Source organism: Bradyrhizobium sp. 1(2017) (assembly GCF_011602485.2).
Classification (GTDB): domain Bacteria; phylum Pseudomonadota; class Alphaproteobacteria; order Rhizobiales; family Xanthobacteraceae; genus Bradyrhizobium.
This window is the reverse complement of the sequence record NZ_CP050022.2, coordinates 1349268-1372455: the sequence shown is the minus strand read 5'-3', so window position 1 is coordinate 1372455 and position 23188 is coordinate 1349268. Positions and strand designations below refer to the sequence as shown.

25 protein-coding genes and 1 tRNA gene are annotated in these 23188 nt (G+C 64.5%); 10 read left to right on the top strand and 16 right to left on the bottom strand.

The genetic code is table 11. From position 1 onward, the window contains the following. Positions 1-182: 182 nt before the first annotated feature. Positions 183-1028: an SDR family NAD(P)-dependent oxidoreductase gene (locus HAP40_RS06555; protein WP_166818570.1), complete on the top strand. Its 846-nt coding sequence runs from the start codon at positions 183-185 to the stop codon at positions 1026-1028. Between the two features lie 33 nt (positions 1029-1061). On the opposite strand, the gene HAP40_RS06550 is transcribed toward HAP40_RS06555, so the two are convergent. From HAP40_RS06550 to HAP40_RS06530, 5 genes are all read right to left on the bottom strand, one after another. Then, positions 1062-1268: a hypothetical protein gene (locus HAP40_RS06550; protein ID WP_166818571.1), complete on the bottom strand. Its 207-nt coding sequence runs from the start codon at positions 1266-1268 to the stop codon at positions 1062-1064. Between the two features lie 93 nt (positions 1269-1361). Further along, entirely contained in the window at positions 1362-2579 is a 1218-nt protein-coding gene (locus tag HAP40_RS06545; protein WP_166818572.1) for a hypothetical protein, read from the bottom strand. After that, on the bottom strand, positions 2576-3601 hold the full coding sequence (locus tag HAP40_RS06540; protein ID WP_166818573.1) for a hypothetical protein: 1026 nt from the start codon (positions 3599-3601) through the stop codon (positions 2576-2578). Before HAP40_RS06540 ends, HAP40_RS06545 begins: the two co-directional genes overlap by 4 nt. A gap of 189 nt (positions 3602-3790) precedes the next feature. After that, positions 3791-4066 carry a YiaA/YiaB family inner membrane protein gene (locus tag HAP40_RS06535; protein ID WP_061846546.1) on the bottom strand — a complete coding sequence of 92 codons (276 nt, stop codon included), beginning with the start codon at positions 4064-4066 and terminating at the stop codon, positions 3791-3793. A gap of 52 nt (positions 4067-4118) precedes the next feature. Further along, positions 4119-4814, bottom strand: coding sequence for a PspA/IM30 family protein (locus HAP40_RS06530; protein ID WP_166818574.1), 696 nt, complete (start codon positions 4812-4814; stop codon positions 4119-4121). Positions 4815-4915: 101 nt separating this feature from the next. Here HAP40_RS06530 and HAP40_RS06525 point away from each other — a divergent pair, with 101 nt between their 5' ends. Then, positions 4916-5524 (top strand): TetR/AcrR family transcriptional regulator, encoded by a 609-nt coding sequence (locus HAP40_RS06525; RefSeq protein ID WP_166818575.1) that lies wholly within the window; start codon positions 4916-4918, stop codon positions 5522-5524. Between the two features lie 289 nt (positions 5525-5813). Here the strand turns inward: HAP40_RS06525 and HAP40_RS06520 are convergent, their stop codons facing one another. Then, positions 5814-7190: a glycoside hydrolase family 3 protein gene (locus HAP40_RS06520; RefSeq protein WP_166818576.1), complete on the bottom strand. Its 1377-nt coding sequence runs from the start codon at positions 7188-7190 to the stop codon at positions 5814-5816. A 188-nt stretch (positions 7191-7378) separates the two neighbouring features. Here HAP40_RS06520 and HAP40_RS06515 point away from each other — a divergent pair, with 188 nt between their 5' ends. From HAP40_RS06515 to HAP40_RS06505, 3 genes are read left to right on the top strand one after another with little or no spacing between them, the layout of a single operon-like run. Continuing rightward, positions 7379-8983, top strand: a complete 1605-nt coding sequence (locus HAP40_RS06515) for a DUF4173 domain-containing protein (protein ID WP_166818577.1) — start codon at positions 7379-7381, stop codon at positions 8981-8983. After that, positions 8896-9600, top strand: a complete 705-nt coding sequence (locus tag HAP40_RS06510; RefSeq protein WP_166818578.1) for a response regulator — start codon at positions 8896-8898, stop codon at positions 9598-9600. Before HAP40_RS06515 ends, HAP40_RS06510 begins: the two co-directional genes overlap by 88 nt. Beyond that, on the top strand, positions 9597-11183 hold the full coding sequence (locus tag HAP40_RS06505; RefSeq protein ID WP_166818579.1) for an ATP-binding protein: 1587 nt from the start codon (positions 9597-9599) through the stop codon (positions 11181-11183). The genes HAP40_RS06510 and HAP40_RS06505 overlap by 4 nt, the downstream gene beginning before the upstream one ends. Here HAP40_RS06505 and HAP40_RS06500 read toward each other — a convergent pair. After that, complete coding sequence (locus HAP40_RS06500) at positions 11180-11320, bottom strand: hypothetical protein (protein ID WP_166818580.1); 141 nt, start codon at positions 11318-11320, stop codon at positions 11180-11182. The genes HAP40_RS06505 and HAP40_RS06500 overlap by 4 nt on opposite strands. Positions 11321-11593: 273 nt before the next feature. Between HAP40_RS06500 and HAP40_RS06495 the strand changes: the two genes are divergently transcribed. The 3 genes from HAP40_RS06495 (at position 11594) to HAP40_RS06485 (ending at position 14498) form a co-directional block, all read left to right on the top strand. Next, positions 11594-12013 carry a DUF3606 domain-containing protein gene (locus HAP40_RS06495; protein WP_166818581.1) on the top strand — a complete coding sequence of 140 codons (420 nt, stop codon included), beginning with the start codon at positions 11594-11596 and terminating at the stop codon, positions 12011-12013. Between the two features lie 177 nt (positions 12014-12190). Continuing rightward, a complete protein-coding gene (locus HAP40_RS06490) occupies positions 12191-13120 on the top strand; it encodes an alpha/beta hydrolase (protein ID WP_166819597.1) in 930 nt (309 codons plus the stop codon). A gap of 154 nt (positions 13121-13274) precedes the next feature. Beyond that, positions 13275-14498 (top strand): ABC transporter substrate-binding protein, encoded by a 1224-nt coding sequence (locus tag HAP40_RS06485; protein ID WP_166818582.1) that lies wholly within the window; start codon positions 13275-13277, stop codon positions 14496-14498. Positions 14499-14538: 40 nt separating this feature from the next. Here the strand turns inward: HAP40_RS06485 and HAP40_RS06480 are convergent, their stop codons facing one another. After that, positions 14539-16101, bottom strand: a complete 1563-nt coding sequence (locus HAP40_RS06480) for an adenylate/guanylate cyclase domain-containing protein (protein ID WP_166818583.1) — start codon at positions 16099-16101, stop codon at positions 14539-14541. A gap of 192 nt (positions 16102-16293) precedes the next feature. Here HAP40_RS06480 and HAP40_RS06475 point away from each other — a divergent pair, with 192 nt between their 5' ends. Continuing rightward, positions 16294-17385 (top strand): enolase C-terminal domain-like protein, encoded by a 1092-nt coding sequence (locus tag HAP40_RS06475; protein ID WP_166818584.1) that lies wholly within the window; start codon positions 16294-16296, stop codon positions 17383-17385. Between the two features lie 77 nt (positions 17386-17462). On the opposite strand, the gene HAP40_RS06470 is transcribed toward HAP40_RS06475, so the two are convergent. The 3 genes from HAP40_RS06470 to HAP40_RS06460 form a co-directional block, all read right to left on the bottom strand. Further along, positions 17463-18245: an alpha/beta fold hydrolase gene (locus tag HAP40_RS06470; RefSeq protein ID WP_166818585.1), complete on the bottom strand. Its 783-nt coding sequence runs from the start codon at positions 18243-18245 to the stop codon at positions 17463-17465. Between the two features lie 459 nt (positions 18246-18704). Beyond that, positions 18705-19331: a PAS domain-containing protein gene (locus tag HAP40_RS06465; RefSeq protein WP_166818586.1), complete on the bottom strand. Its 627-nt coding sequence runs from the start codon at positions 19329-19331 to the stop codon at positions 18705-18707. 95 nt (positions 19332-19426) lie between these two features. Further along, a complete protein-coding gene (locus HAP40_RS06460; RefSeq protein WP_246741160.1) occupies positions 19427-19663 on the bottom strand; it encodes a hypothetical protein in 237 nt (78 codons plus the stop codon). 360 nt (positions 19664-20023) lie between these two features. On the opposite strand from HAP40_RS06460, the gene HAP40_RS06455 reads away from it, so the two are divergent. Further along, positions 20024-20494, top strand: coding sequence for an NUDIX hydrolase (locus HAP40_RS06455; protein WP_166818587.1), 471 nt, complete (start codon positions 20024-20026; stop codon positions 20492-20494). A 53-nt stretch (positions 20495-20547) separates the two neighbouring features. Here the strand turns inward: HAP40_RS06455 and HAP40_RS06450 are convergent, their stop codons facing one another. From HAP40_RS06450 to cpdR, 5 genes are all read right to left on the bottom strand, one after another. Continuing rightward, positions 20548-21657: an ABC transporter substrate-binding protein gene (locus HAP40_RS06450; RefSeq protein ID WP_166819599.1), complete on the bottom strand. Its 1110-nt coding sequence runs from the start codon at positions 21655-21657 to the stop codon at positions 20548-20550. Between the two features lie 186 nt (positions 21658-21843). Further along, positions 21844-22089 carry a hypothetical protein gene (locus HAP40_RS06445; protein WP_166818588.1) on the bottom strand — a complete coding sequence of 82 codons (246 nt, stop codon included), beginning with the start codon at positions 22087-22089 and terminating at the stop codon, positions 21844-21846. A 73-nt stretch (positions 22090-22162) separates the two neighbouring features. Continuing rightward, positions 22163-22390 (bottom strand): DUF2945 domain-containing protein, encoded by a 228-nt coding sequence (locus tag HAP40_RS06440; protein WP_166818589.1) that lies wholly within the window; start codon positions 22388-22390, stop codon positions 22163-22165. A 200-nt stretch (positions 22391-22590) separates the two neighbouring features. Further along, positions 22591-22665, bottom strand: a tRNA-Val gene (locus HAP40_RS06435). A gap of 75 nt (positions 22666-22740) precedes the next feature. Continuing rightward, complete coding sequence (gene cpdR / locus HAP40_RS06430; protein WP_007597092.1) at positions 22741-23100, bottom strand: cell cycle two-component system response regulator CpdR; 360 nt, start codon at positions 23098-23100, stop codon at positions 22741-22743. Positions 23101-23188 lie beyond the last annotated feature (88 nt).

The window sequence follows — 23188 nt, the reverse complement described above, 5'->3', positions numbered from 1 at the left end:
CTCCCTATCAAATGATTGTTGGTTCGATCTGGGCAGGATCGTTCGTCGGATAAAATACAGCGGCGCCGCAGAAGCGTAAAGGCGGCGTGGAACGAAGACCTCCTATGCCGACTTGTGCAGCCTCGCGCGAGGCGCGTGCTATAATGCGACCGAGCGCCACGTAGTTTCGCCGGAGACCTCGCATGTCACATCCTGCCATCGTCAAGGACAACGTTGCCGTGATTACCGGCGGCGCATCCGGCATTGGACTGGCCGCCGCCGCGGCGTTTGCGCGCACCGGCATGAAGGTGTGCATCGCCGATGTCGATCAGAACCGCCTGGCCGAGGCCGCAACAAAACTGTCATCCGTCACGGGTCCCGCGAATGTGATGACCTTCGCCGTCGATGTCGGCCGGGCCGAGAGCGTTGCGGACCTGGAACGCGGCGTGCGCGAACGGTTCGGCGGGACCGACGTCCTGATGAACAATGCCGGCATCCAGCCCGGCAGCACATTGTTCGCCGAGCCCGACAATTGGCAGCGGATCATCGCCGTCAACATGTGGGGGATCATCAACGGCTCGCGCATCTTTGCGCCGAACATGATCGCGCGCGGCAAGCCAGGCCTCATCATCAACACCGGATCGAAGCAGGGCATCACAACCCCGCCCGGCGATCCCGCCTACAATGTCTCCAAGGCCGGCGTGAAGGCGTTCACCGAGGCGCTCCAGCACGAGTTGCGCAACACGAAGGACTGCCGCATCGCCGCGCATCTGCTCATTCCCGGCTTCGTCTTCACGGGCCTCACCGCGAAGGGCCGCACCGAGAAGCCGGCCGGCGCCTGGACGCCGGAGCAGACGGTCGAATTCATGTTGACGCGTCTGGAGGCCGACGACTTCTACATTCTCTGCCCGGACAATGATGTGCCCCGCGCGCTCGACGAGAAGCGCATGCTGTGGGCGGCCGGCGACATCGTCGAGAACCGCCCGCCGCTGTCGCGCTGGCATCCGGATTATGCGGGCGCATTCAAGAGATTCGTGGAGGGCGACTGACGGTCAGACCCTTATGGTGAGGAACGCCCTCGCCTACAGCGTCTCTTGCTTGTGCCCGCAATTCTTGCACGCGAACTTGACGCGGGTCTGACCCTTCTCCGCCTGCACCCGGTTCGGCGCACCGCACTTGCCGCAGACCGCTTCGATGCGGGTCGTGCCCTGCTTGACGACGATGCTCTTCTTTTCCATCGATTCGCGGATCAGGCGCTCGGCCTCCTCACGCAGGGATTGTTTCGACAAAGCTCGTCTCCGCCTCTGGAAAGCGCGAGAGCCATATCGCACCTGCAACGGAATCACAATGCGTTGCGCATACCGTAAAGCCTGAAATGATTGTCAGGCGGCGGTGTGAGCTGGCGCACTCGCCTCCGCCATGATCAGGATCCGCTGCACCAATGCGATCGCAGTCTCGGTGGCGGGGTCGGCCGACGTCACGGGAACCACGAGCGCGAGAATGTCGACCGGATCGGACGACAGCACGACGAGATGCGTCGCGCTCACTGCGGCCATCAGCGACACCAGCCGCTCCACGGCCGGATCGACCGGTGGATGACCCCATGGCGCATCCACGCGCCGCAGCACGCGATGATCCGCAAGACGAATGCGCAGCAAGACCGGATCGTAGGCTGCGAGATCGTCTTCGCGATAGCGCCGCGCACTCTCGAACAGCGGGTGACGCAGCACCTCCGCAATCAATTGATCGCGGGAGGTCGCCGACGAGCTTGCGACCGAGCCCAGCACGCCCGGCACGCGGGATTCGAGATAGGACCGCAGCGTGTCGGTCATGAGGCCAATGGTCAGCACGCCCGACACGGCGATGGCACTGAAGCGCACCAGCTGCGCGGCGTCGACGTCCCCGGCAACGAAAGCCGCCGCCAGACCGAGGCACGCCGAGCTTACGAGCCGCAGCGCGGTGAGCTGCACGCCATGCCAACGTGCTTCGCCACTGCTGCCCGCGATCAGGATCGCGGTGACGACGAGCAATGCGCCGAGCGCGCCGAGCTTGACCGGCATGCTCGGCATCAAGGCGCCAAAATCGGTGACGATGAAGGGCAGCACGACGATAGCACCGATCGTCATGCGGCCGATGCTGCGATTCTCGGAGGCCATCAGCGACTTGCGGTTGCGCGTTGCGAGCAGGACGGCGCAAGCCGCAAAGCCGCCGAGCTGGAACAGCATCAGCGCGATGGCATAGGGCGTCTCGAAACGCTCGAGCCCCAGCGCGCCGCCGATGCCGAGCACAACGCCGCCGGCGATCACCGCGAGCTTGATGGCGCGCGGCGCGTGCCGCCTCAACAACCCCTCGGTCACGATCAGGGCACCGAAAGGGATCGCGGCAGCCGGGATGACCGAGAGGTCGTCGAGCACGCTGTTCGCGGTCAGCCACGCGGTGCTGCGCACCAGGAACAGAAGCGCGACGATGCCGAGCGCGATCACGAGGCGCCGGGTCAGCGGGCTCTGCGCGTCGCGGCGGCAGAGCGCGAGCATGGCGACGCCGAGCCCGATCACGCCACAGAGATTGACGATCGCGTTGGCAATGACGGCCGAGGTCATCGGATGCGCTCCTGCCGCGGCCGCAGCGCGCCGAACGCCCTGCTGTCGTCGAGCCAGTGAATGACCGGCAGCACCAGCCGTTGCAATCCGAGGATCAGGGATGCGACCAGGAGCCTGGGAAGTGAGCGGTGGGGGACCTGCTCGAACAGATAGGCCCGCGCGGCCACGAGGTCGATGCATCCGATCTGGAGGACGTCGTCGCCGCGCTCATAGTCGAGCTCGCGTGCGCAAAACTCGGCATAGAGGGGATCGCGATGCTTCGGGGGGTCCGCAAGCGTCTTCTTCAGCGCATCGGAGCCACCGGTATAGGCATCCGTGATCACGAAACGGCTCTCATCGAAGCCGGCGCCGTCGCCCACGCCGAACACCCCGCGGTGCTGCCGCATGATGCCACGTGCGAGCTGGAGATGGGCGAAGCTCTGCCGCGCTCCGGGACGCGGCGACGGATAAACCTCGGAAAAGGTCTCGCTGACCATGCCGACCACCGACGGCACCTGGGTGACGTTCGAGATCCAGCGCGGGCGCAGGCCGTCGCGCAGAAACAGCACGAGCGTGGTCAGGCCGTAGAGCACCCAGGACAGCCCCTGCCCGCGCGCGTCGGGATCGACCGTCACGAGGCCGAGATGGGTGACGTCGACGGACGCGCCGTCGAGTTCGACCCGCATCACCGACAACGCGTTGAAGGCGACCGGGTGTCCCGTGCTCTCTTCGGAGATCAGCGTGACGATGGCACGGGATAGCCGCTCGCGCTCGCCGGAGAAGATGCCGTAGGTCAGCTCGTCGGCGGGAAGCGTCTTGGCTGCGACCATCCGCAGCTGCGCGATCAGCCGGTCGAGTTCGTCCCGCGGCAGCGACAGGCCCGGACTTTCGATGATCCGGGTCATGTGACCGGGATGGGTACGCAGGCTGAGATCGATGGTCGGCTGTGCAAGGGCCTGGAACCAGAACGCCGCATGGCCGCACAGCCGTCCGGCGGCCCCACGCAGACGTCGCCAGCTTGGTTCGCTCTCAGGATCTGCCATGCAAGCCCGCCCGTGATCGCGCCGGTTGTCGCGCGCGGCGATTAATGAGCGATGAGGACGATTTCTTCTGGCGGCGAGAGGGTAAAGGATATGTTGCGGCAATCACGGCAAATGATGGAGATGCGGTGGGGCAGCGGATGCTCCGGCATCCGCTGCCCGAAATTTCATGCAGCTTCCCTGAGGCTCTGCTCAGGCCGCCTTGGAAACCTCCATCAGCAACCGCTCGGCCTTGGCATCCTCGATGCGGTTCACGAGGCGGCTGCTCTCGTGATTGTCGCGCACGGTCTTGGTCAGCGTGATGCAGGTCTGGATCAGCATGACGATGCCCATGGTGAGATAGCCCTTCATCCAGAGGTCGATCGGCAGGAAGAAGATGCCGATGGCGACAAGGAAGGCGGAGGCCGCGAAGGACGCGTAAGTGAAGCTCACCCAGGCGCTGCTGTGGGGCTGGCCGTTCTGGTTCATGATGGTCTCCTAATGGTTCAAATGATGATTGGGGTCGAAATCGCGATTGAGATCAGGCTGCCGGCATTCGCTTGGACTTCAACCGCGCCAGCACGTCGTCTGCGGTCGTCTTGAGCCGGGGGCCGAAGCCCTGTTCGGCCAATCTCTCGGCGGTGGCGAGCGGACCGGTGGCCGCGTCGAGCTCGACCAGGGCCTCGTCGGCGGCCTGAGCCTCCATCTGCCGCTCGCGCAGACGCCTCAGGGTGCCCTCCGCCTCCGGCAATGTGGATTCGTAGGGACGTGCCGCCTCGATGCCGCTGCGGCGAAGCGAGCGCACCGCCTCCGAGGCACGGGCGATCCGGCGGCCACGGTCGAGCTCGGTGATGCGGACCTGCGCGGTGGCGACGTGGCGCTTCAGCCGGGCGATCTCGGTCGCGAACAGCGCGCGCGCCGTCATCGCCGCATCGCGATCGGCCTCAAGGGCGGCGATGGCTTCGGCGGCGTCCTTGGCGAGGTCCTCGCGGCCGCCGTCGAGTGCCGCGACGGCACGGGTCTCGAGATCGGCGATGCGCGCATTGGTCGTTTCCAGCTTGCGGCCTTCTTGCTGGTCCTGGGCGATCGCCAGCGCCAGCGTGCGCTTGCTGCGCTCGACGGCCGCAGCCGCATCGCGCATCTGCTGGTCGAGGATCAGAAGGGCGGTCCGGTCTTCCAGTTCCTCGCCCGCGGCGGCCACGCTGCCGCGGAAAAGGGTCACGACGGTCTTGAACATTGGTTGCTCCCTGTTATGAGCATTGCTCACAGGTGCTTTGTAGCATATCTTGAGCATTGCTCAAGATATTTTTTGAACAACGCTCACGAGAATGGTTAAGAATGTCTAAAGCGCTGGAAAGACGTAAGAAATTGCGGTCTGACCTAATTCTGGCGGCGGAACGGATGATCGCTGAACGGGGATTGGCGGGCCTGAAGACCCGCGATCTTGCCCGCGAGATCGGCTGTGCCAATGGCGCGGTCTATAATCTCGTCGCCGACGTGGACGAGCTGATCCTGCGCGTCGGCTCGCGCACGCTGCTTCGGCTCGACGAGGCACTCAGCACCGCCGAAAGCGCGGGCGAGCCATCGCCGCGGGAAGCTCTGGTCCGCATCGCAATCGCCTATTGCGATTTCGCTGCCGAGAATCTCCAGCTCTGGCGCGCGCTGTTCGAGCACCGCATGGAGGCCGACAAGATCGTCCCCGACTGGTCGATCGACGACCAGATGCAGCTCTTCCGCCACATCTATCAGCCGCTGGCCGCGCTGCTGCCAAAGCGCAGCCCGGAGGAGCTGAGCATCACCGCGCGCAGCCTGTTCTCGGCGGTCCATGGCATGGTGGCGCTGGGGTTGGAACAGAAGCTGGTCGCCGTGCCGCTGCCGGAGCTGCGCAAGGAGATCGCAGGCCTCGTGCGCGCGATGCTGGATGGGCTGGCCGCCCGCGCGACGTAACGGCCGGCGCAGCGAAGCTGTTGGCGGAGGCTGGCCAAATTTCGCCTTTCGTATCGATGCCCGCGCTTAGCCTTCGTGGAAAGCCAGCGCGCTGCTTGGTAGACGTGAGTCCAACCACGGATTCAATCTTGAGACGCCTTAGGAACGAACGGTCGTCGGCTGCCTGGCGCGGATGCATTCTTGCGCCTTCGCAGAACGATCGAGACCGAGAAACCAGGTCGAGCGTATCAACGAATGCTCGCGCTGATGCGCGCGGCGCTGGAGCAGGCCGAACAGTGACGCACCACGTTCAACCGCCCTTCGCCGGCGCGCGCGGGGCGGTCCGCGTCGTCTCAAGCGGACGTCGGCTGAGTGAGACGGCGCGCGTCTGCGCGCCCGGAAAACCTCTTTCGAGCCGCGCCTCGCTCGCGCGCAGCATCGCCGCGTCGAGCTTGCCCCGCCGCGATCCGTCCAGGGCGCAGGCGAAGACGCGGTAGAACTGCACGCCGTCATAGGCGACCAGCAGCAAATCGACGCCGGCATTGATCGCCTCGACCACGGCCTTGCAGACGTCGTTCTGGTAGATCGCGCCCATGACGAGATCGTCGGTCATCACCACGCCCTGATAGCTCCACGTGTCACGAAGGATCCCTTGGACGACGCGCTTCGAATGCGAAACGGCGCGATCGGGATCGACGGCGGTCAGCGTGACATGACCGACCATGAGGGCGCTGCGCGAATGCGACAGCACCTGCCGGAACGGAAGCCAGTCCGTTGCTTCCAGCTCCGTCACCGGCGTATCGAGGTTGGCGCTGAAATGATGCGTGTCGTCGTGCACGCGGCCGATGCCGGGAAAATGCTTCAGCGTGGCACCCACACCGGATTCCTCCAGCCCGCGCACATAGGCGCTCGCGATCGTGCTGACGACTGCGGGATCGGTCGCGATCGCGCGTTGCCCGATCAGGGTGTGGAAATCGAGGCGGTTGCGCCTCGGCGGCGGCTTGAGGTCGAGCACCGGCGCGAGATTGAGATTGACGCCGAGCCCTGCGAGCTCGCGCCCGTGAATGCGGCCGAACTCTTCGGCTTTCTCCTGCTGGTGGTCCGGCGCGAGCCCGGCGAGCGTCGCCAGCGCCGGCACCTTGGTCAGCGGCGGCGCGAGATGGCCGACGATACCGCCCTCCTGGTCCGCGGCGACGACCAGCGGTGGCAGGCCGGCCGCCCGTCGCTTGTCCTGGAGCGCCGCGATCTCGGCACGCAGCGCCTCGACCGTCCGTCCCCGGATGTTGTGCCGGGTGACGTAGACGCCGCCGATCAATCCCTGCTCGGCAAGGCGCGCGATCTCCGGAAACGAGGAATAGCCTACCATGAAGTGAGGTCCGAGCTGCCGCGCCTCGGCGGGGCTCGCGGCGAGGACATCGTGCTTGCGCAGCTCGAACCTCACATGCGCCGCCGACATCAACAGCGGCGGCAGGCACCAGAGCATGACGAGGAGCTTGCCCGCCGTACTGCGCCAGCGCCCGCGGCGAAGCAGGACGATGACGATCAGGACGCTTGCGACGACAAGCACGATGTTTCCGGCGCCACGCAGCACGAGCAGATAAGGATCATTCTTGTTCGCGGCCGCGAATGCGGCGAGCGGTGCGGCGACCCAGAGCAGGATGAGACCGAAGCGCTTGAGGAATTGCATGATGCGTCACACACGATTGGGGCGAATGCTTCGCACCTATCAAAGCGGTTGGCGCTGCGCGAGAGGCAAAAGCGCGCCTGCACGAAAACTGCAAGAAACTCCTGAAACCGTGCAGGCGACGATCCCGCCTTCTGCACAAGCGCCGTTCAGAATTCGTGATGCCACCCTTCACGGAGAATCTTCTGGACATGACGAGCCTGGCTTCGACCTCGACGACAAACATTCAGCCGATCAGGCCTTCCGCGCTGTCGGCCAAGCTCGCAATGGCGCTGCTGCTCGCCGCCCTCGCCGACTGGCTGTTCTACGGGCAACGAATCGGGCTCTCGCTCGCGGTCTTTGCGACCGCAATCGCCTGCGCCTCGCTGCTGGCCAACCACGCAACGCTCAATCTTCGGCGCGCCGCGACCGGAGGCGCGTTCGTCGCGCTCGGCCTCGCACCGGTCGTGGAACAGCTCAACATGCTCTCGTTCCTGATCCTCATCGCGGCGCTGCTCATCGCCTTGCTGCTCGCGACCAATCCGGAGACGACCGGGCTGGCGAATCGCGCACGCGCACTTCGTAGCTTCGTTCTGTCCGGCTTCTTGCGGTTCTTCCCCGAAGCGCTTCAGGTCTTGAACTGGTCGGCCTTTACCCGTGGCATCGCGCTCTGGCTGCTGCCGATGATCCTGAGCACGGTGTTCGTCGCGCTGTTCGCGGCGGCCAATCCGGTGATCGAGCAATGGGTGTCCCTGCTCAATCCGAAGCTCGTCCTGGAATATGTCAGTGTCTGGCGCGTGCTGTTCTGGACCTCGATGCTGGCGCTGGTCTGGCCCTTCATCCATGTGCGGTGGCAAAGCAAGAAGGCCGCTGTTGCCGCCGCAACCGATGCCGCCGAACCGGAGCCTCGGGCGCCGGTCGTCCCGGCCGAGCTCCTGGGCCCGTCCACCATCCTGCGCTCGCTGATCTTGTTCAACCTGCTGTTCGCCGCGCAATCGATCCTCGACGGGATTTATCTCTGGGGCCATGCGGCGCTGCCCGACAATTTGACCTACGCCGCCTATGCCCATCGCGGCGCCTATCCGCTGATCGCGACCGCGCTGATCGCCGCCGCTTTCGTGCTGGTGGCGATGCGTCCGGGCGGCCCGGCCGAAAAATCGAGGGTGATCCGGCCGCTGGTCTATCTCTGGGTGGGACAGAACGTGCTTCTGGTTGCCTCGTCCATCCGCCGGCTCGATCTCTATGTCGACATCTACATGCTGACCTATTGGCGCATCGCGGCCTTCATCTGGATGGGGCTGGTGGCGCTCGGCCTGATCCTGATCGTCGCGCGCATCGTGCTCGACAGGTCCAACCAATGGCTGATCGGCGCCAATTTGATCGCGTTGACGATCGCGCTCTATGGCTGCTCGCTCGTGAACTTCGACGCCCTTATCGCCGACTACAATGTCGCCCACAGCCGGGAAGTATCGGGGAAAGGCGTGCAGATCGACATCGACTATCTCCTGACGCTCGGGCCACAGGCGGTGCCCGCCATCGACAAGGCGCTTGCACTGCGGCCCGCCGCCAGGGAGGGCTGCCTTGTGCCCCGCCGCGACCGCCTTGTAGAACAGCAGCGTCAGGACCTGGCGTGGCGAAGCTGGAGCTTTCGCAACTGGCGGCTCCAGCGCAGGCTGGACAACCAGGCGAAAGCTCAGGCCGGCGGGCTGACGAGGTCACGGAGAGTTTCTTGGCGCATCGCATTCTCATCGTCGACGACGAAGGCCATATCCGCGAGGTCATCCGCGTCGCCCTCAGGAAGGCCGGCATGGACGTGATCGAGGCGCGCGACGGCAAGGAGGCGCTCGCCCGCTTTGCCGCCGACAAGCCCGACCTGATCGTGCTCGACATCGGCATGCCCGAGTTCGACGGCCTCGACGTCTGCCGCGAGATCCGCAAGGGCTCGGACGTGCCGATCCTGTTCCTGTCGGCGCGCGACGAGGAGATCGACCGCATCCTGGGCCTCGAGATCGGCGGCGACGATTACGTGACAAAACCGTTCAGCCCGCGCGAGCTGGTCGCGCGGGTCAACGTCATCCTGCGCAGGCTTGGTCCACGCAACGGCGAGATCAAGGCCGGCCCGGCCACGCTGACGCAAGGCAGCCTCCTGATCGATCCAGAGCAGCACCTGGCGTCCTTCGCCGGCACGCCGCTGAAACTGACCGCGATCGAGTTCGGCATCTTGCGCGCGTTCCTGACCCGACCGACCTCGGTGTTCAATCGCGAGCAGCTGATGCGGGCGGCCTATCAGCTCAACATCCAGGTCTCCGACCGCACCATCGACAGCCACATCCGTAACATCCGCGCCAAGCTGGCTGCGCTGGCTTGCGACAACGTCATCGAGACCATCCACGGCGTCGGCTTCAAGCTCGGCCGCTGCGAGACAGCGGCATGAGCGCGGCGCCAGACAAATGGCGGCCGTCGCTGGGCCTCGTCATCTTCACGGTGCTGACCACCGTCGGCGTGCTGCCGCTGGTGGGGCTGTTCTTCTTCCGCCTCTATGACAACCAGCTCATCCGCCAGACCCAGGCCGAGCTGATCGCGCAGAGCCGGGTGCTCGCGACGATCTACGCCCAGGAGGTCACGGCAAGGCTCGACGGCGGCCTCACGCTCGGCGCCGAGGTACCGCCGGGTGTCTTGCCCGATCCCGGCGACCAGGTCACCCCGATCCGTCCGGCGCTTGATCTCACCGCCAACGACCTGCTGCGGCGGCGGCCGGATGCGCAGGCAGCAGTCCGGCCGGCGGAGCAGGCCTATGTCGAGATCGGCGCCAGGCTGACGCCGATCATCCGCGAGACCCAGAAGGTGACGCTGGCGGGCTTCCGCATCCTCGATCCGCAGGGCGTGGTGATCGCAGGGCGCCAGGAGGTCGGGCAGTCGCTGGCCCATATCGAGGAGGTCGCGGACGCCCTCCACGGGCAATACCGCGCGACCTTGCGCAATCGCGTGCCGGACAAGCCGCCGCCGCCGATCTACTCCTTCAGCCGCGGCCTCGGCGTGCACGTGTTCTCGGCGATGCCGGTCATCGTCAACAACCGCGTCGCCGGGGTGATCTACACCACGCGCACGCCTAGCAACATTTTTGACCATCTCTACCAGGAACGCGGCAAGTTCGTGCTGGCCGGCCTCGCCGTGATCCTGGGTACGATCGCGATCGGCCTCGTGTTCTCCCGCACCATCACGCTGCCGATGCGCGAGCTGATCGACCGCGCCGCCAGAATCGGCCGCGGCGACCGCGAGGCATTCCGGCCGCTGCGGCATTACGGCACGCGCGAATTCGCCCAGCTCTCGCACAGCTTCCTCGGCATGGCCGAGCAGCTGGCGCGCCGCTCCGACTATATCGCGACGTTCTCGGCGCACCTCACCCACGAGCTGAAATCGCCGCTGACCTCGATCAAGGGCGCGGCCGAGCTGCTGCAGGATTCACTTCAGGGTAAATCGGGCAGCCTGACGCCGGCCGAGCAGACCACCTTCATCACCAACATCCTGTCGGATACCCAGCGGCTGGAGGCAATGGCGCAGCGGCTGCGCGAGCTCGCCCGCGCCGAGAGCCTGCCGCAGAACGAGCGCACGGAGCTCGCCCCCGTCATCGTCGACCTCAGGAGCCGGTTTCCGGAAAGCGAGATCCTGGCCAGTGGCAGCCTCGACCGGGCGGTCGGCATGTCCGGCGAGAAGGCGCTGATCGTGCTGTCGCATCTGGCCGACAACGCGATGCGGCACAAGGCAAGGACGATCAGGCTGGAGGCGGTGGACCAACGCACGACCCTGCAGCTGACGGTGACCAATGACGGCGAGCCGATCTCGGCGCCCAACCGCGACCGGATCTTCGACGCCTTCTTCACCACCCGTCGCGACCAGGGCGGTACGGGGATGGGGCTGGCGATTGCACGCGCGGTGATGGCGAGCCATGGCGGCTCGATCAGGCTCACGCCGACCGACGAGGGCGCGGCGTTCGAGCTCCAGTTTCCAGCGGCCTAGATGGCGAACACCCAGACGGCCACGATGGCGCCGATGGTGACCAGACCCGCGATGGTCCAACCGGCGGCATATTCCAGTTCAGGGTGACCGGTCGCCCGCATGATCTCGGCGGGATCGGCGGTATGCTTCTCTGCCATGACGGCCTCGCACGTTTTTCCCCGTATCATGAATAAGTCGCGTCAGCGGCCAGAAGGTTCCATCACGGAAATGCGAGGGATAAAGAATCGCGAAAACAACCCCATGCACAGTAGAAAGCCGCTTTCGGCGCGCGGCTCGGTCGCGGCCCGCAAGCGCCTGATGGGTCGGCGCAAAATCGCCGCCACGCGCAGTCGCCGCGCGGCTTGCCGCTTGCGCTCCGAATCCGGTTGCATGCTAGATTGGCCGCACGCCGTCCACGGCAGGAGGGAAGCATGGCCGACAACAAGGCAAAGCGAGGCGGAGCCGATCGCGCGCTGATTGCGCTCACCGAGACGTACGAGGTCGCTTATTGGTCGAAGAAGTTCAAGGTGACCCCGGCCAAGCTGAAATACGCCGTGAAGAAGGTCGGCCGCTCCGCCAGGAAGGTCGAGGACTACATCAAGCTGCAGAAGCACCGCGCCTCCGACAAGAGCCGGATCGCGCTGAGCGAGCCCTACGAGGTCCGCTATTGGTCGAAGCGGTTCAGGATTACCCCGGCCAAGCTGAGGCTCGTGGTTGCGACCGCCGGCCATTCCTCCAGGAAGGTCGAAGCCTATCTCGCCGCCCAGAAGGCGGCGAAGAAGGCCAAGAGGACCGCGAAGAAGACCAAGAGGACAGTGAAGAAGACGGCCAAGCGGAAAAAGGCGGCCTGAGACCAGCGGCGCCAGAGCAAGGAACGGCGGCCATCGGGCGGCACGCTCCCGCCGGGCATTGAACGGCTGCCAAGCAGGTGCCGTGAATTCGCCTCAAGGCCAGCTATCTAATGAGGCGAATTGAAAAGACAGGCCAGACCAGCGGGCCAATATGAGGCCCGCAAGGCCGGCACCACCATGAAGAATTATCTGGCATTTTTCCTTCTTTTGACCATGACGGCGGCCTCCGCGCACGGTCCTTTGCCGGCCCGGCTCCTGCCGCCGTCCGACCTCGTGCAAGCCGGCCTCACCGACAACGATACGACCGCCGGCGGTACCGCGAGGCTGTGCGAGCAGGTCAGCTTCTCGCGCGGCCTGCGCTATGGCGAGAGCGAGGCCAATGTGCTCGACGTCGCGACCAGCGCAGTCAAGGCGGATACGCCGCGGCCGGTGCTGCTGTTCGTGACCGGCGACAGCTTTACCGGCGACCACGCGGCGCCGGAGCTGGCCCGGCAGATCCAGGACCAGGCGATGTGCTTTGCCGCGCGCAACGACATGATCGGCGTGCGCGTCAACTATCGCCTGGCGCCCGCGGCGACCTGGCCGACGGGGGCCACCGACGTGGCGGCGGCGCTGTCCTGGATCCATGGTAATATCGACCTGTTCAACGGCGACGCCCGCGAGATCGTCGCGGTCGGCTACGGCGCCGGCGCCTTCCACGTCGCCACCCTGCTGGCGCATCCCGAGTTTCAGACCGACCGCGCCGATGTCGCCGCCGTGGTGCTGGTGTCCGGCATCTACCGCGCAGGTAAGGACGCCAGCGACAGCGAGAAGGCCTATCTCGGCACCGACGCCAGCCAGTACAACGCGCGCTCGGTCTTTCCCGGCATCCTCAACGTCGACGTCCCGATCGTGCTGGCCTGGGCCGCGGACGATTCCGCGGGCATCATCGCGCAAGGCGAGACCCTGAAGAAGACGCTCTGCGGCGCCGGCCATTGTCCGCGCAGCGCGCTGCTGCGCAGCCGGAACGGCATCGCGAACGCCTTCGGCCTCGACGGCTCCGGCGACAGCCTCGCCGAGCCGACGCTGCTGCTGGTGCGTCAGCTCGAGGCGCGTGGACTGCCGTAGGAGGGCGTGTCAGCACGCCTGCCATTTCCTGCGGGCTGGCGCAGCGTCAAGGCTGGCCGCCAAGCCACAGGATTGCCAAACGCGTGATCTAGATCAACTCGCTTGGGTGCGAATTGAGCCGACCTCGTTGGGGGCCAACGACAAGGTGTCGAGCATGCGCGTCACCGGCAGAGTGCTGTTCGTTTTGATCGCCGCATTGACCTCGCTCGGAGCGATGTCGCTGCAACGCGCGGAGCAACCCGCGAGCGACAAGGAAATCCGCATCGGCAATGTCATGCCGTATTCGGGGCCGCTCTCGGAGTTCGGCGCCATCGGCCAGGCCGAGGCCGCCTATTTCGACATGATCAACGCGCGCGGCGGCATCAACGGCCGCAAGATCCGCTTCATCACGCGCGACGACAATTCCGATCCGGCGACGGCGCTGGAGCTGACGCGCAATCTGGTCGAAACCGACAACGTGGATTTGATGTTCGGCTCGTTCGGCACGCCCGGCAATCTCGCCACGCGCTGGTATCTGAACGAGAAGAAGATCCCGCAGCTGTTCGTTGCCTCCGGCGACGAGGAGCTGAGCCAGCCAGGCGCGTTTCCCTGGACCATGGGCTGGCAACCCTCGTTCCGGTCGGAGGGGCGCATCTACGCCAACTACATCCAGGCCTATTATCCCCGGAAGAAGATCGTGGTGCTCTGGCAGAACGACCAGTTCGGCCGCATGCTCTACAAGGGCATCCAGGAAGGACTTGGCGACCTCAACCGCCTTGTCCTCGTCGACATCGCCTTCGACATCGCCGATCAGCATCTCGACGGGCACGTCTCGATCCTCAAGCGCTCAGGCGCCGACATCTTCGTCTTTCTCGGCGTGCCCTCGACGGCAGCCAAGGTGATCAAGCTGGCGGCGTCGATGAACTGGCATCCGGTCTTCATCGTGAACGACGCCTCGGCCTCGATCGCCAATGCGATGGCGCCGGCGGGCCTGGAGAACTCCGCCGGCGTGATCTCGGCCGCGTTCCTGAAGGATCCGAGCGATCCGGCATGGAAGGACGATCCCGCCATGAAGGACTGGTTCGCCTTCATGGACAAGTATCATCAGGTCGAAAGCACCAACAGCAGCGCGGCCGTCTACGGCTACGCTGCGGCCGAGGCGCTGACGCAAGTGTTGAAGCAATGCGGCGACGATGTCTCGCGCGAGAACATCATGCGCCAGGCAGCCTCGCTGAAAAATCATCATCCCTCCGTTGCGCTGCCCGACATCAGGATGAATACCTCGCCCCACAGCTATCTGCCGATCAGGCAGATGCGGCTGGTGCAGTTTGACGGCCGGTCCTGGCAGCCTTTCGGGGAGGTGATCGAGACGGCGTTCACCGAAGGGGCGGCGCGGTGAGCTGATTCTTACCCTCCCCTGGAGGAGGGTAAGAAGGCCCTCACGCCGGCTTCAGCGAGGCCAGCGCGTTTTCCAGCAGCGAGCGCACGCGCGCGGCATCGCCTGACTTCACCACGGCAGGGTCGAGATAGAGCTCGAGCCCCGGCGCGCGCTCGGTGATGATGCCGCTTCGCTCCGCCGCCCCGTCGACCAGCGCATCGACCGAATAGGGAATGACCTCGCGGCTGATGCCCTTCATCGTGATCGCCGGCAGCGCATGGGCGCGGACGATGTCGCTGACGAGCGCAAAAGTCTCGTAGCTCAGCACGATGCCGCCGGGCTCGGCGATCGATTGCAGGCGCGCGGCGAGGTTCGCCTCCGCACCGATGATGGTGTAGTCCATGCGGTCGGCGCTGCCGAAATTGCCGACATTGCAATAACCGGAATTGATGCCCATGCGCGAGCGGAACGGCTGCTCGATGCCGGAGGCGCGCCATTTCGCGTTGAGTTCGGCGAGGCGCTGCTGCATCCGCCAGGCCATCTGGAGGCAGGCCTGCGCATCGGCCCGATCGCCCCGGGTCTCGGGATCGCCGAAGAAGATCAGCATGGCATCGCCGATGAACTTGTCGATGGTGCCGCCATATTCGTGGGCGATCGCAGACATCTCGGTGAAATATTCGTTGAGGAGCTGCGTCAGCTGCTCCGGCTGGAGCCGCTCGGCGGTCGCGGTGAAGTTCTGGATGTCGGAGAAGAAGATGGTGAGCTTCTTGCGCTCGGTGTGGATCGTGACGTCTTTCTGGCCGCTGAAAATGGATTTGTAGACCTGGGGCGGGATGTAGCGCGAGATCTTCATCGACAGCGATGCCAGGAAGTCGTTGGCGGATTCGAGTTCCTTGTTCATGGTCTTGATGCGGCCGGCCTGGCGACGCTGCAGCGACAGGAAGGCGAGGCCGCTGCCCGCGGCGATCACGAAATAGGCGAGCAGGTACTTGAACGAGAAGATGTTGGCGGCAATCGGCTGCGCGATGATGACTTCCTGGATGCCGCGGACGTCGCCGACCTTCCAGTCCTTCTTCGGACTCTCGGGATGGCTGTTGTGGCAGCTCACGCAAGCCGGTCCCATCATGACCGGCGCAACCAGGCGCACCTTGTCGTTGAACAGCGAGGTCTCGGTCTCCACGATCTTCTGCTCGGGATCCCGGCGAAGCGCATCGAGCGCGTCCTTCTCGAACTTGTCGAGCTGGTGGGGCGCGCGATTCTGGAACGGGAAATCGGAGACGAAGCGGTAGGTGATGTTCTCCTGCTGCGCCCCGATCACCCGGCCGAGCTCCAGCGACAGCGTCGCCGGGATCGGGATCGCACCGGGGATGGACTCGTAATTGTGCACGACCTTCGTGGTGCCGTTGGGGTTGGCGAGCACGCGCCCGACCACATTGGAGGCGTAATAGCCGCGCACGCTCGATATCACCGAGTTGAGGTCGGCGGCCTGCCGGCGCAGCGCCGTCTTGCTCAGCTCGGTCAGGTCCAGCCACACCGCGAGCGGCAAAGCAAGCAGGAGAAAGGCGATCACGGCGCCCGTGAGGACGCCGCTCTTGCGCTGTTCTTCGGAGATCTCTTGTTTCACGCTGTGGCTCCGTTGTGTGCGATTTTGTCGCAAATCCCCCTGGAATCCGCGGCAAAGAATGCCGGCGGCACAGAGCCAATAATCGCGAGCCCGCGCAACCCCATTTTATGGTGGTCGGACGAGACCGCTTTTCGTTTGATCACGGATGCTTAAGATCGGCGCCGACCTGCAACCGCCCGCCGGGAGAGACCCATGACCGAGACCATCCGCATCAAGCGCTTCCAGGCGCGGCCCGTGATCGTGCCGATGAACCTGCCGCTCCAGACCTCGACCGGCTCGGTCGCCAAGGCGCCGCTGGTGCTGATCGACTGCGAGACCGACCAGGGCGTGCGCGGGCACGCCTATCTGTTCTCGATCACGCCGTCCGCCTTGAAGCCGCTGACGGCGATGGTCACGGAAATGTCAGATCTCCTCGCCGGCGACGAGCTGCTGCCATTCGAGATCGAGCGCAAGCTGGCCCAGCGCTTCACGCTGCTGGGCCTTGCCGGCCTGCAACGGCTGGCGCAATCCGGCATCGACATGGCGGCATGGGATGCGCTGGCGCGCAGCAAGGGCCTGCCGTTGGCGTGTCTGCTCGGCGGCGCGCCGAAGCCGGTGCGCGCCTACAATTCGAAGGGGCTCGGCATCATGCCGGCGGGCGCCGCGGTGGAGGAGGCCCACAAGCTGCTGGCCGAGGGTTTCGGGGCGGCCAAAATTCGCGTCGGCCGGCCCGATGCGCGGGAGGACCTCGCCGTGGTGCGCGCGGTGCGCAAGGCGGTCGGCGATCAGGTCACGCTGATGTGCGACTACAATCAGGCGCTGACGGTCACCGAGGCCATCCGCCGCGGCGAGATGCTCGACGACGAGGGCCTCACCTGGATCGAGGAGCCGATCCGCCACGACGACTATGCCGGCTGCGCCCGCATCGCCGACGCGCTGCACACGCCGGTCCAGATCGGCGAGAACTTTGACAGCGCGTTCTCGATGCAATCAGCGCTGACAGCGGAGGCCTGCGACTACGTGATGCCTGACGTGCAGCGCATCGGCGGCGTCACCGGCTGGCTCCGCGCCGCCTCGCTGGCCCACGCCGCCGGCATCGAGATGTCGACGCACCTGTTCTCGGAGGTGAGCGCGCATCTGCTCTGCGTGACCCCGACCGCGCATTGGCTGGAATATGTCGACTGGGCCGACGCGGTGCTTTCGACGCGACTGAAGATCAAGGACGGCTTTGCGCTGCCGAGCGAGGAGCCCGGCAACGGGATCGCGTGGGACGAGGCGGCGGTGAAAAAATATTCGGTAGCGTGATCACGGCGCCGCCGAGGTCGGCGCAACGGGGGTGAGTGAGGTGATCGATCGCCGCACGGCCCCGGCAGCGATGAAGCTTACCCGTGGCTTCGCACGTAGAGCGCGATAAACCGGTCGATCATCGGGTTGATCTGCTCCGGCACTTCCAGCGACAGGAAATGTCCGGAGCCGACGGCCTTGGCCGTGACCAGTTGCGGGCACAGCAACGCAAGGCGATCCAGATCCGCGAGCCGATGGGCCGCTTCGATGTAGAGCACCGGGGCCCGGCACGCCTGGGCGCACTCGCGCGCCCGATTCACATCCCAGGGGAACAGACTTGTAAACGTGGACACCAGCACGTGCTGGGGCGTCGCCAGAAAGGTCCGTTCAACATGGGCGCGGCATCTGTCGGTCGGCAGACAGGAGTCCGCCACGATTTTCCGTGCCTCGTCCGCAAAATTCGCGCCCTTCAAGCCCTCCAGATACTCGGCGAACACCGCCCCTGCCGAGGCCGGGAAGAGCACCCCTGAATCGAGCAGCACCAGGCCCGCGGGAAAGTCCGGATAGCGGGCGGCGATTTCGAGCGCCATGTTGCCACCCATGCTTTGACCCACGATGACAGGCTTTGTGATCTGCTGTTGGTTGCACAGCCAGACGAGATCGTCAGCGAAGCCTTCGATCGAATACGCCTGTTGCGGCTTGTCGCTCTCACCATGCCCCCGCAGCTCGGCATTCAACGCCCGACCTTGACGGGCGAAATACTCCATCTGCGGCGCAAAATGCGTGCGATCCCCGCCCAGGCCATGGACGAACAGGAATTGAAGTGGCCCCGCCCCCGCGATGTCAAAGGACAGCTGCACGCCATCATGCGCGAGTTTCATGGAGCATCTCCAAATCACTGTCCGGTCGAACGGCACCTTGCCGATCTCCACTGCCAGCGGAGGCGGCGGATACCCGGGGGAGGAGCGGCAGAACCAGCAATAGACGCACTTTATCGTCTTCGACGTGAGAAGCCATAGCATTCGGACCGCGCATCGAATGGATCGAACGAAAGGCCACGGTGACAGTCGAACAGCTTCATCGCTTCCAGGCTTTTCAGTGAGGCATCCGCTCTATTATCAAAAGTGGACGCGGGTGATCACGGTTGCCATGTCGGCTTCTGGGGCCAGAAGCGGAAGTCCGTCTCGGACGATTGTTAGCCTCGCAAGCTAGTCGGCGACCGGAAGTTGTGGGGCTGACCGAAGAAGCCCACGATGCGGCTGTCGTCGGGCAAAGGCGTAGTTCGGAGGAACGTGTCAGGCAGCGGCTCCCTTGGGCTGGCCTCTTGCCGCCAGGAACAATCAATATTTCCGCCTCGTGGGAGCAACCAGCTCTTCAACCGATGCTCGGGATCGTGCGAGCGCCTCCTGCGTTTCCCTCACGAGCATACGCGCCTGCAAAATAGCCATGTCAGCGCGTTGCAAAGGATCATTCAGAGGATGTGGCTTCAGAAGAACGGGCGCATGCGACCCGTCTCTGCTCGACAGCACGGCCGCAGTGGCGTCAGTCACATGGTGAACCAGCGCAATGATCGAACCGTTATCATCGAACACGGGCCAATTCTTTGGATGCCAATAGCGCACCTGCCACGGACGCCCCTCCGGCTGGATATCATATCGTTGCAGTGCCATGGTCTGCCCACGCCCTTCATGAAGCGCCTTTTCGAATGAAGCACCCAGCTTGTTGACGCCATCTGCAAGCGCCGCATACGGGTTGTCGGGAAATGCCTCGAACATTTGCAATCCGGCCAGCGCCTCCCGCGATCGCATTACCTCGTGAAGGTAGCTCTCATTCGCGTTGACGATTTTGAGGTCCGGCGTGAGCAACAGCACTGGAACCGGAGAATACTCGAACAACCGACGCCAGGCGTTTTGTGCCTCCATCATCAAGGCGTCCGGCGACCGGAAGTTGGGTTGCAAGGTGGTCATGGCAAGACCGCAACTGAAGAGACGATGTTCTCATAGTAAGGGAGACCTACAAGGTAATGCAATCCGGTGCCGAATTGGCTATGGGTCACCCCGGCTTACGGTTCCAGCGCCTCAAGAATTTCGTCCCGGTGTTGGATGAAGAGTTCTTGGCTCGCATAGAAACTGTCCAGCAGGTTTCTCGCCGCTGTTACGTCGTAGCCGCGACGCGCAAGCCCATCAATCCGGTCCTCTTGTTCAGCAATCCGTCGTTCACCTTGGATGATGTGCCGCTCCGCCTGCTCCAGATGGCGAAGATGCATCACGCGATCAGCAAACCGAAGGCGGCGGGGCATGGGACCGCTCCCTGTCAGGCGGGAGCGCAATCGGTCTCTCAGCCACCGACGCCTGGCAAGGCCTTGGCCGGTGATGCGGGTGAACGTTTGTAAGTCGCTTTAGTTCTCCGGGGGAGAGAACCGGATTTAACCCATGTTAGTTACAGGGTATGGCCGATGCTCCAGACGCCGGTGAAAAGCTGTTCACCCGTGCCGCCGCAGCGATTGAGGAAGCTAGGCGGCTGAACACGCACTCGTTAAGAACCGCGTGGAGCCCCGTTCGGGTTCACCAGCGGTAATGCTCAACCGACCAGACCATTCCCGCTCAGCCATGAGGAGCCGACATCGTCATTCACGAGTACACGCCCTAACGGTGCCCCCATGACCACATGGCGTCCTCACGCCCATATCAGGGTCGTCGCGATCGGCCTGCACTGGCGGGACGGGCGGCTGCTCGCGGCCGAGGTGCGCGACGATGCCGGCCGGATCAAGGGAGTGCGGCCGCTCGGCGGCGAGATCGAGTTCGGCGAGAGCTGGCGGACAGCCCTGGTGCGCGAATTCAACGAAGAGCTCGGCATCGACATCGTCCTCAAGGGCGAGGCTTTGATGCTGGAGAACATCTTCGTGCACGAGGGAGCTACCGGGCACGAGGTGATGTTCATCTCCGAGGTCGGGTTTCCCGATGTCGCGTTCCGCGATCAGGACCGCATCGACTTCAGCGAGGACAACGGCGCGCACGTCGTCGCGCGCTGGTTCGACCTCGCCGATCTCGACGTCGAAGGCGGCCCGAGCCTGTTTCCGACCGGGCTGAAGGACTTACTGCTGGGCGCTGGGAAAGGCAGGCCCGCGTAGGCGGCTCGGTTGCCTCGCCGGACGCGACGTGTCACACGAAGGAAAAGCCGCAGCTACTTCATCAGCCTGAAGCGGCCTCCTTCCACCTTGATCAGGAACGCCGAGCGCTCGTCGTAGCCATTGTGATCGGTCGGGCTCATCGTGGACAGGCCGTTGTTCAGATACACGTTCTTGCCGCGCTCGAGCTCGTCACGAAGGGCGGCGCGAAATTCTGCCGTGCCGGGTTTCGCGGTCTTCATTGCATTCGGTATCGCCGTCTTGAGCAGCGCGATCGAATCCCACAGATGCGCGGCGAAGATGTTCGGCTTCTGCCCGTTCGCCTTCTCGTAGGCGGACAGCAATTCGTCCCGGACCTTGCGGAACGGATCGTCCGCCGGCAGATCGTCCGCGATCGTGAACGCCTCGCCGGTGAAGACGGCGCCTTCGACGCTGGCTCCGCCGAGCTTGATGAATTCCTCGGTGGCCACGCCGTGGGTCTGGTAGATCTTGCCGGAATAGCCGCGCTCGCGGAGCGCCTGCTGCGGCAGCACCGCCGGCGTGCCCGCCGAGGCGATGAAGACGGCGTCCGGATTTGTCGCCATGACCTTGAGAGCCTGGCCGGTCACGCTGGTATCGGCGCGCGCATAGACTTCGTGCGTGGTCAGGGTCAGGCCGAAGCCGGGAGCAAGCCTGCTCACTTCCTTGTAGTAGCCCTCGCCATAGCCGTCGGAGACGCCGATATAGCCGAGCGTCTTCGCACCCGATTTGGCGATATGCTTGAGGATCGCGAGAGCCATCAAATCGTCGTTGGGAACGACCTTGAAGGCCCATTTGCGGCGTTCGTCCATCGGTTGGACGATGGCTGTCGCCGCGGCCAGCGAGATGATCGGCGTCTTGGCTTCCCAGGCGACATCGAGCATCGGCATCGTCACCGGCGTCAGCGAGGAGCCGATGAGGACGTCGACACCGTCCTGAATGACGAGCCGCCGGGCGTTCTGGATGCCCTTGGTCGAATCCGATTCGTCGTCGAGGGCGATGTAGACGATCTTCTCGCCGCCAATTTCCTTCGGGAGCGCCGCAACCGTCCGCATCTGCGGCTGCCCGAGCGCCGAGCCCGGCCCCGAAGCGGACACCACGATTCCCACCTTGATATCGGCCCTTGCGCCGGGAATGGCGAGAACCATTGCGGTGCAAACGCACAATGCGGCAAGGCAGTGCCTGATCATGATGTCCTCCCCTGTATTATATTTCGCGCCGACGCAATGTCGCTCCGGCCGCGGCGAAAGTCTGTCCCTACGGCTAGGGACAAATCCGGTCTCTGACCGATGAACTTTGCGGGGATCAGCAAGTCCGGCTTGCCGGCGCCGGCGCTACCAAAGCTCAGCGCCGGGGATTTTCTTGCGCACGGCGATGCGCTGGATCCAGATGCAACGGCGGACCGACCTGCTGGAGCGGCCGACGGCGGATATCCCCTCGCCGGCTTGAAGCAGCGGCGCGACGCTCTCGCGCAGGGCACGGCAGCGCTGCAGCTCGGCCTGCCAGTCGATAACCGCGGCGTCGGCGCATGGCGCCATCAGCGCCAGTATCGCCACGGCAAGGCCTGCTGCCCGCATCATTCGCATTTCCTCACCGGTGACCTCACATCAGAAGACGATAACTCAACTTGATGTTGGCGCCGAGAGCCTGCCGTTACGTGCGCAGCCGCCGCAGCGCCCGGCCCTTGTGGAGGGCGACGTGATCGGTCTTGTCGCTCTTGATCTCGTATTGCGGATCATCCGGCGTGGCGTGGTGCGTATAGCCCTTGTAATCGACGTCCCTGGTGTGGACGCGCAGGATATGGCCCCGCACGCGGCCGGCCTCGGAATTCCAACTGACATGATCGCCGCGGCTAAAGGGTTTTGTGGAGAGCTTGGCCATGGCGGAACAATGCCTGATGGCTTCGGGGCGTTCCAGGATACCGGGCAAGAGGTGCCAGTCCGTCTACGCTCTTCGAACCAAGGCCGGACACGCTTTGCATTTATATTGATTGGTGGCTTGCCGAGCCGTAGCTCGCGGCGGCCCGCCTTCACCCTTTGGGCTTGGGCGTGGCATCCTTCTCTCGCTTCGCGAGCGAAGGATGGTGGGCACGACAGGGATCGAACCTGTGACCCCTACCATGTCAAGGTAGTGCTCTCCCGCTGAGCTACGTGCCCTAAAAGTCCACTTACGTCGGGTGGGGTCCCTATAACGGCTCAAGGGAGCCGGCGCAAGGACGGAAGGGGGCCGATTCAGGCCGCCAGCATCTTGTTCACTTCGCTGACCAATTCGCGCAGATGCACGGGCTTGGACAGCACCTTGGCATTCTTGGGGGCATCCGAATCCGAGTTCAGGGCCACCGCAGCAAACCCGGTGATGAACATGATCTTGATATCGGGATCGAGTTCCGAGGCCCGGCGGGCGAGCTCGATTCCGTCCATCTCCGGCATCACGATGTCGGTCAGCAGCATCTCGAACGGCTCTTCCCGCAACCGCTGATAGGCGGCCATGCCGTTGTCATGGGACGAGACCTGAAAACCGGCGTTTTCCAGCGCCTTGACCAGGAAACGGCGCATGTCGTTGTCGTCTTCGGCGAGGAGGATCTTTGGCATGGCAGGAAACGTCGACTCCCCAGAGGATATCAGCAATGGTTACTAAGCCCGACAGAGGGTAAATTTGAGGTGAAAATCTTTACCCCAA

Excerpts from the sequence above, each read along its gene's own strand:
- HAP40_RS06460 (WP_246741160.1), bottom strand. The coding sequence starts at position 19,663 with ATGCCCCGCCGCCTTCGGTTTGCTGATCGCGTGATGCATCTTCGCCAT.
- HAP40_RS06545 (WP_166818572.1), bottom strand. The coding sequence starts at position 2,579 with ATGACCTCGGCCGTCATTGCCAACGCGATCGTCAATCTCTGTGGCGTG.
- HAP40_RS06450 (WP_166819599.1), bottom strand. The coding sequence starts at position 21,657 with ATGGTTCTCGCCATTCCCGGCGCAAGGGCCGATATCAAGGTGGGAATC.
- HAP40_RS06470 (WP_166818585.1), bottom strand. The coding sequence starts at position 18,245 with ATGAAACTCGCGCATGATGGCGTGCAGCTGTCCTTTGACATCGCGGGG.
- HAP40_RS06555 (WP_166818570.1), top strand. The coding sequence starts at position 183 with ATGTCACATCCTGCCATCGTCAAGGACAACGTTGCCGTGATTACCGGC.
- HAP40_RS06530 (WP_166818574.1), bottom strand. The coding sequence starts at position 4,814 with ATGTTCAAGACCGTCGTGACCCTTTTCCGCGGCAGCGTGGCCGCCGCG.
- HAP40_RS06535 (WP_061846546.1), bottom strand. The coding sequence starts at position 4,066 with ATGAACCAGAACGGCCAGCCCCACAGCAGCGCCTGGGTGAGCTTCACT.
- HAP40_RS06455 (WP_166818587.1), top strand. The coding sequence starts at position 20,024 with ATGACCACATGGCGTCCTCACGCCCATATCAGGGTCGTCGCGATCGGC.
- HAP40_RS06540 (WP_166818573.1), bottom strand. The coding sequence starts at position 3,601 with ATGGCAGATCCTGAGAGCGAACCAAGCTGGCGACGTCTGCGTGGGGCC.
- HAP40_RS06495 (WP_166818581.1), top strand. The coding sequence starts at position 11,594 with ATGGCCGACAACAAGGCAAAGCGAGGCGGAGCCGATCGCGCGCTGATT.
- HAP40_RS06520 (WP_166818576.1), bottom strand. The coding sequence starts at position 7,190 with ATGCAATTCCTCAAGCGCTTCGGTCTCATCCTGCTCTGGGTCGCCGCA.
- HAP40_RS06440 (WP_166818589.1), bottom strand. The coding sequence starts at position 22,390 with ATGGCCAAGCTCTCCACAAAACCCTTTAGCCGCGGCGATCATGTCAGT.
- HAP40_RS06525 (WP_166818575.1), top strand. The coding sequence starts at position 4,916 with ATGTCTAAAGCGCTGGAAAGACGTAAGAAATTGCGGTCTGACCTAATT.
- HAP40_RS06505 (WP_166818579.1), top strand. The coding sequence starts at position 9,597 with ATGAGCGCGGCGCCAGACAAATGGCGGCCGTCGCTGGGCCTCGTCATC.
- HAP40_RS06475 (WP_166818584.1), top strand. The coding sequence starts at position 16,294 with ATGACCGAGACCATCCGCATCAAGCGCTTCCAGGCGCGGCCCGTGATC.
- HAP40_RS06465 (WP_166818586.1), bottom strand. The coding sequence starts at position 19,331 with ATGACCACCTTGCAACCCAACTTCCGGTCGCCGGACGCCTTGATGATG.
- HAP40_RS06485 (WP_166818582.1), top strand. The coding sequence starts at position 13,275 with ATGCGCGTCACCGGCAGAGTGCTGTTCGTTTTGATCGCCGCATTGACC.
- HAP40_RS06515 (WP_166818577.1), top strand. The coding sequence starts at position 7,379 with ATGACGAGCCTGGCTTCGACCTCGACGACAAACATTCAGCCGATCAGG.
- HAP40_RS06500 (WP_166818580.1), bottom strand. The coding sequence starts at position 11,320 with ATGGCAGAGAAGCATACCGCCGATCCCGCCGAGATCATGCGGGCGACC.
- HAP40_RS06490 (WP_166819597.1), top strand. The coding sequence starts at position 12,191 with ATGAAGAATTATCTGGCATTTTTCCTTCTTTTGACCATGACGGCGGCC.
- cpdR (WP_007597092.1), bottom strand. The coding sequence starts at position 23,100 with ATGCCAAAGATCCTCCTCGCCGAAGACGACAACGACATGCGCCGTTTC.
- HAP40_RS06445 (WP_166818588.1), bottom strand. The coding sequence starts at position 22,089 with ATGATGCGGGCAGCAGGCCTTGCCGTGGCGATACTGGCGCTGATGGCG.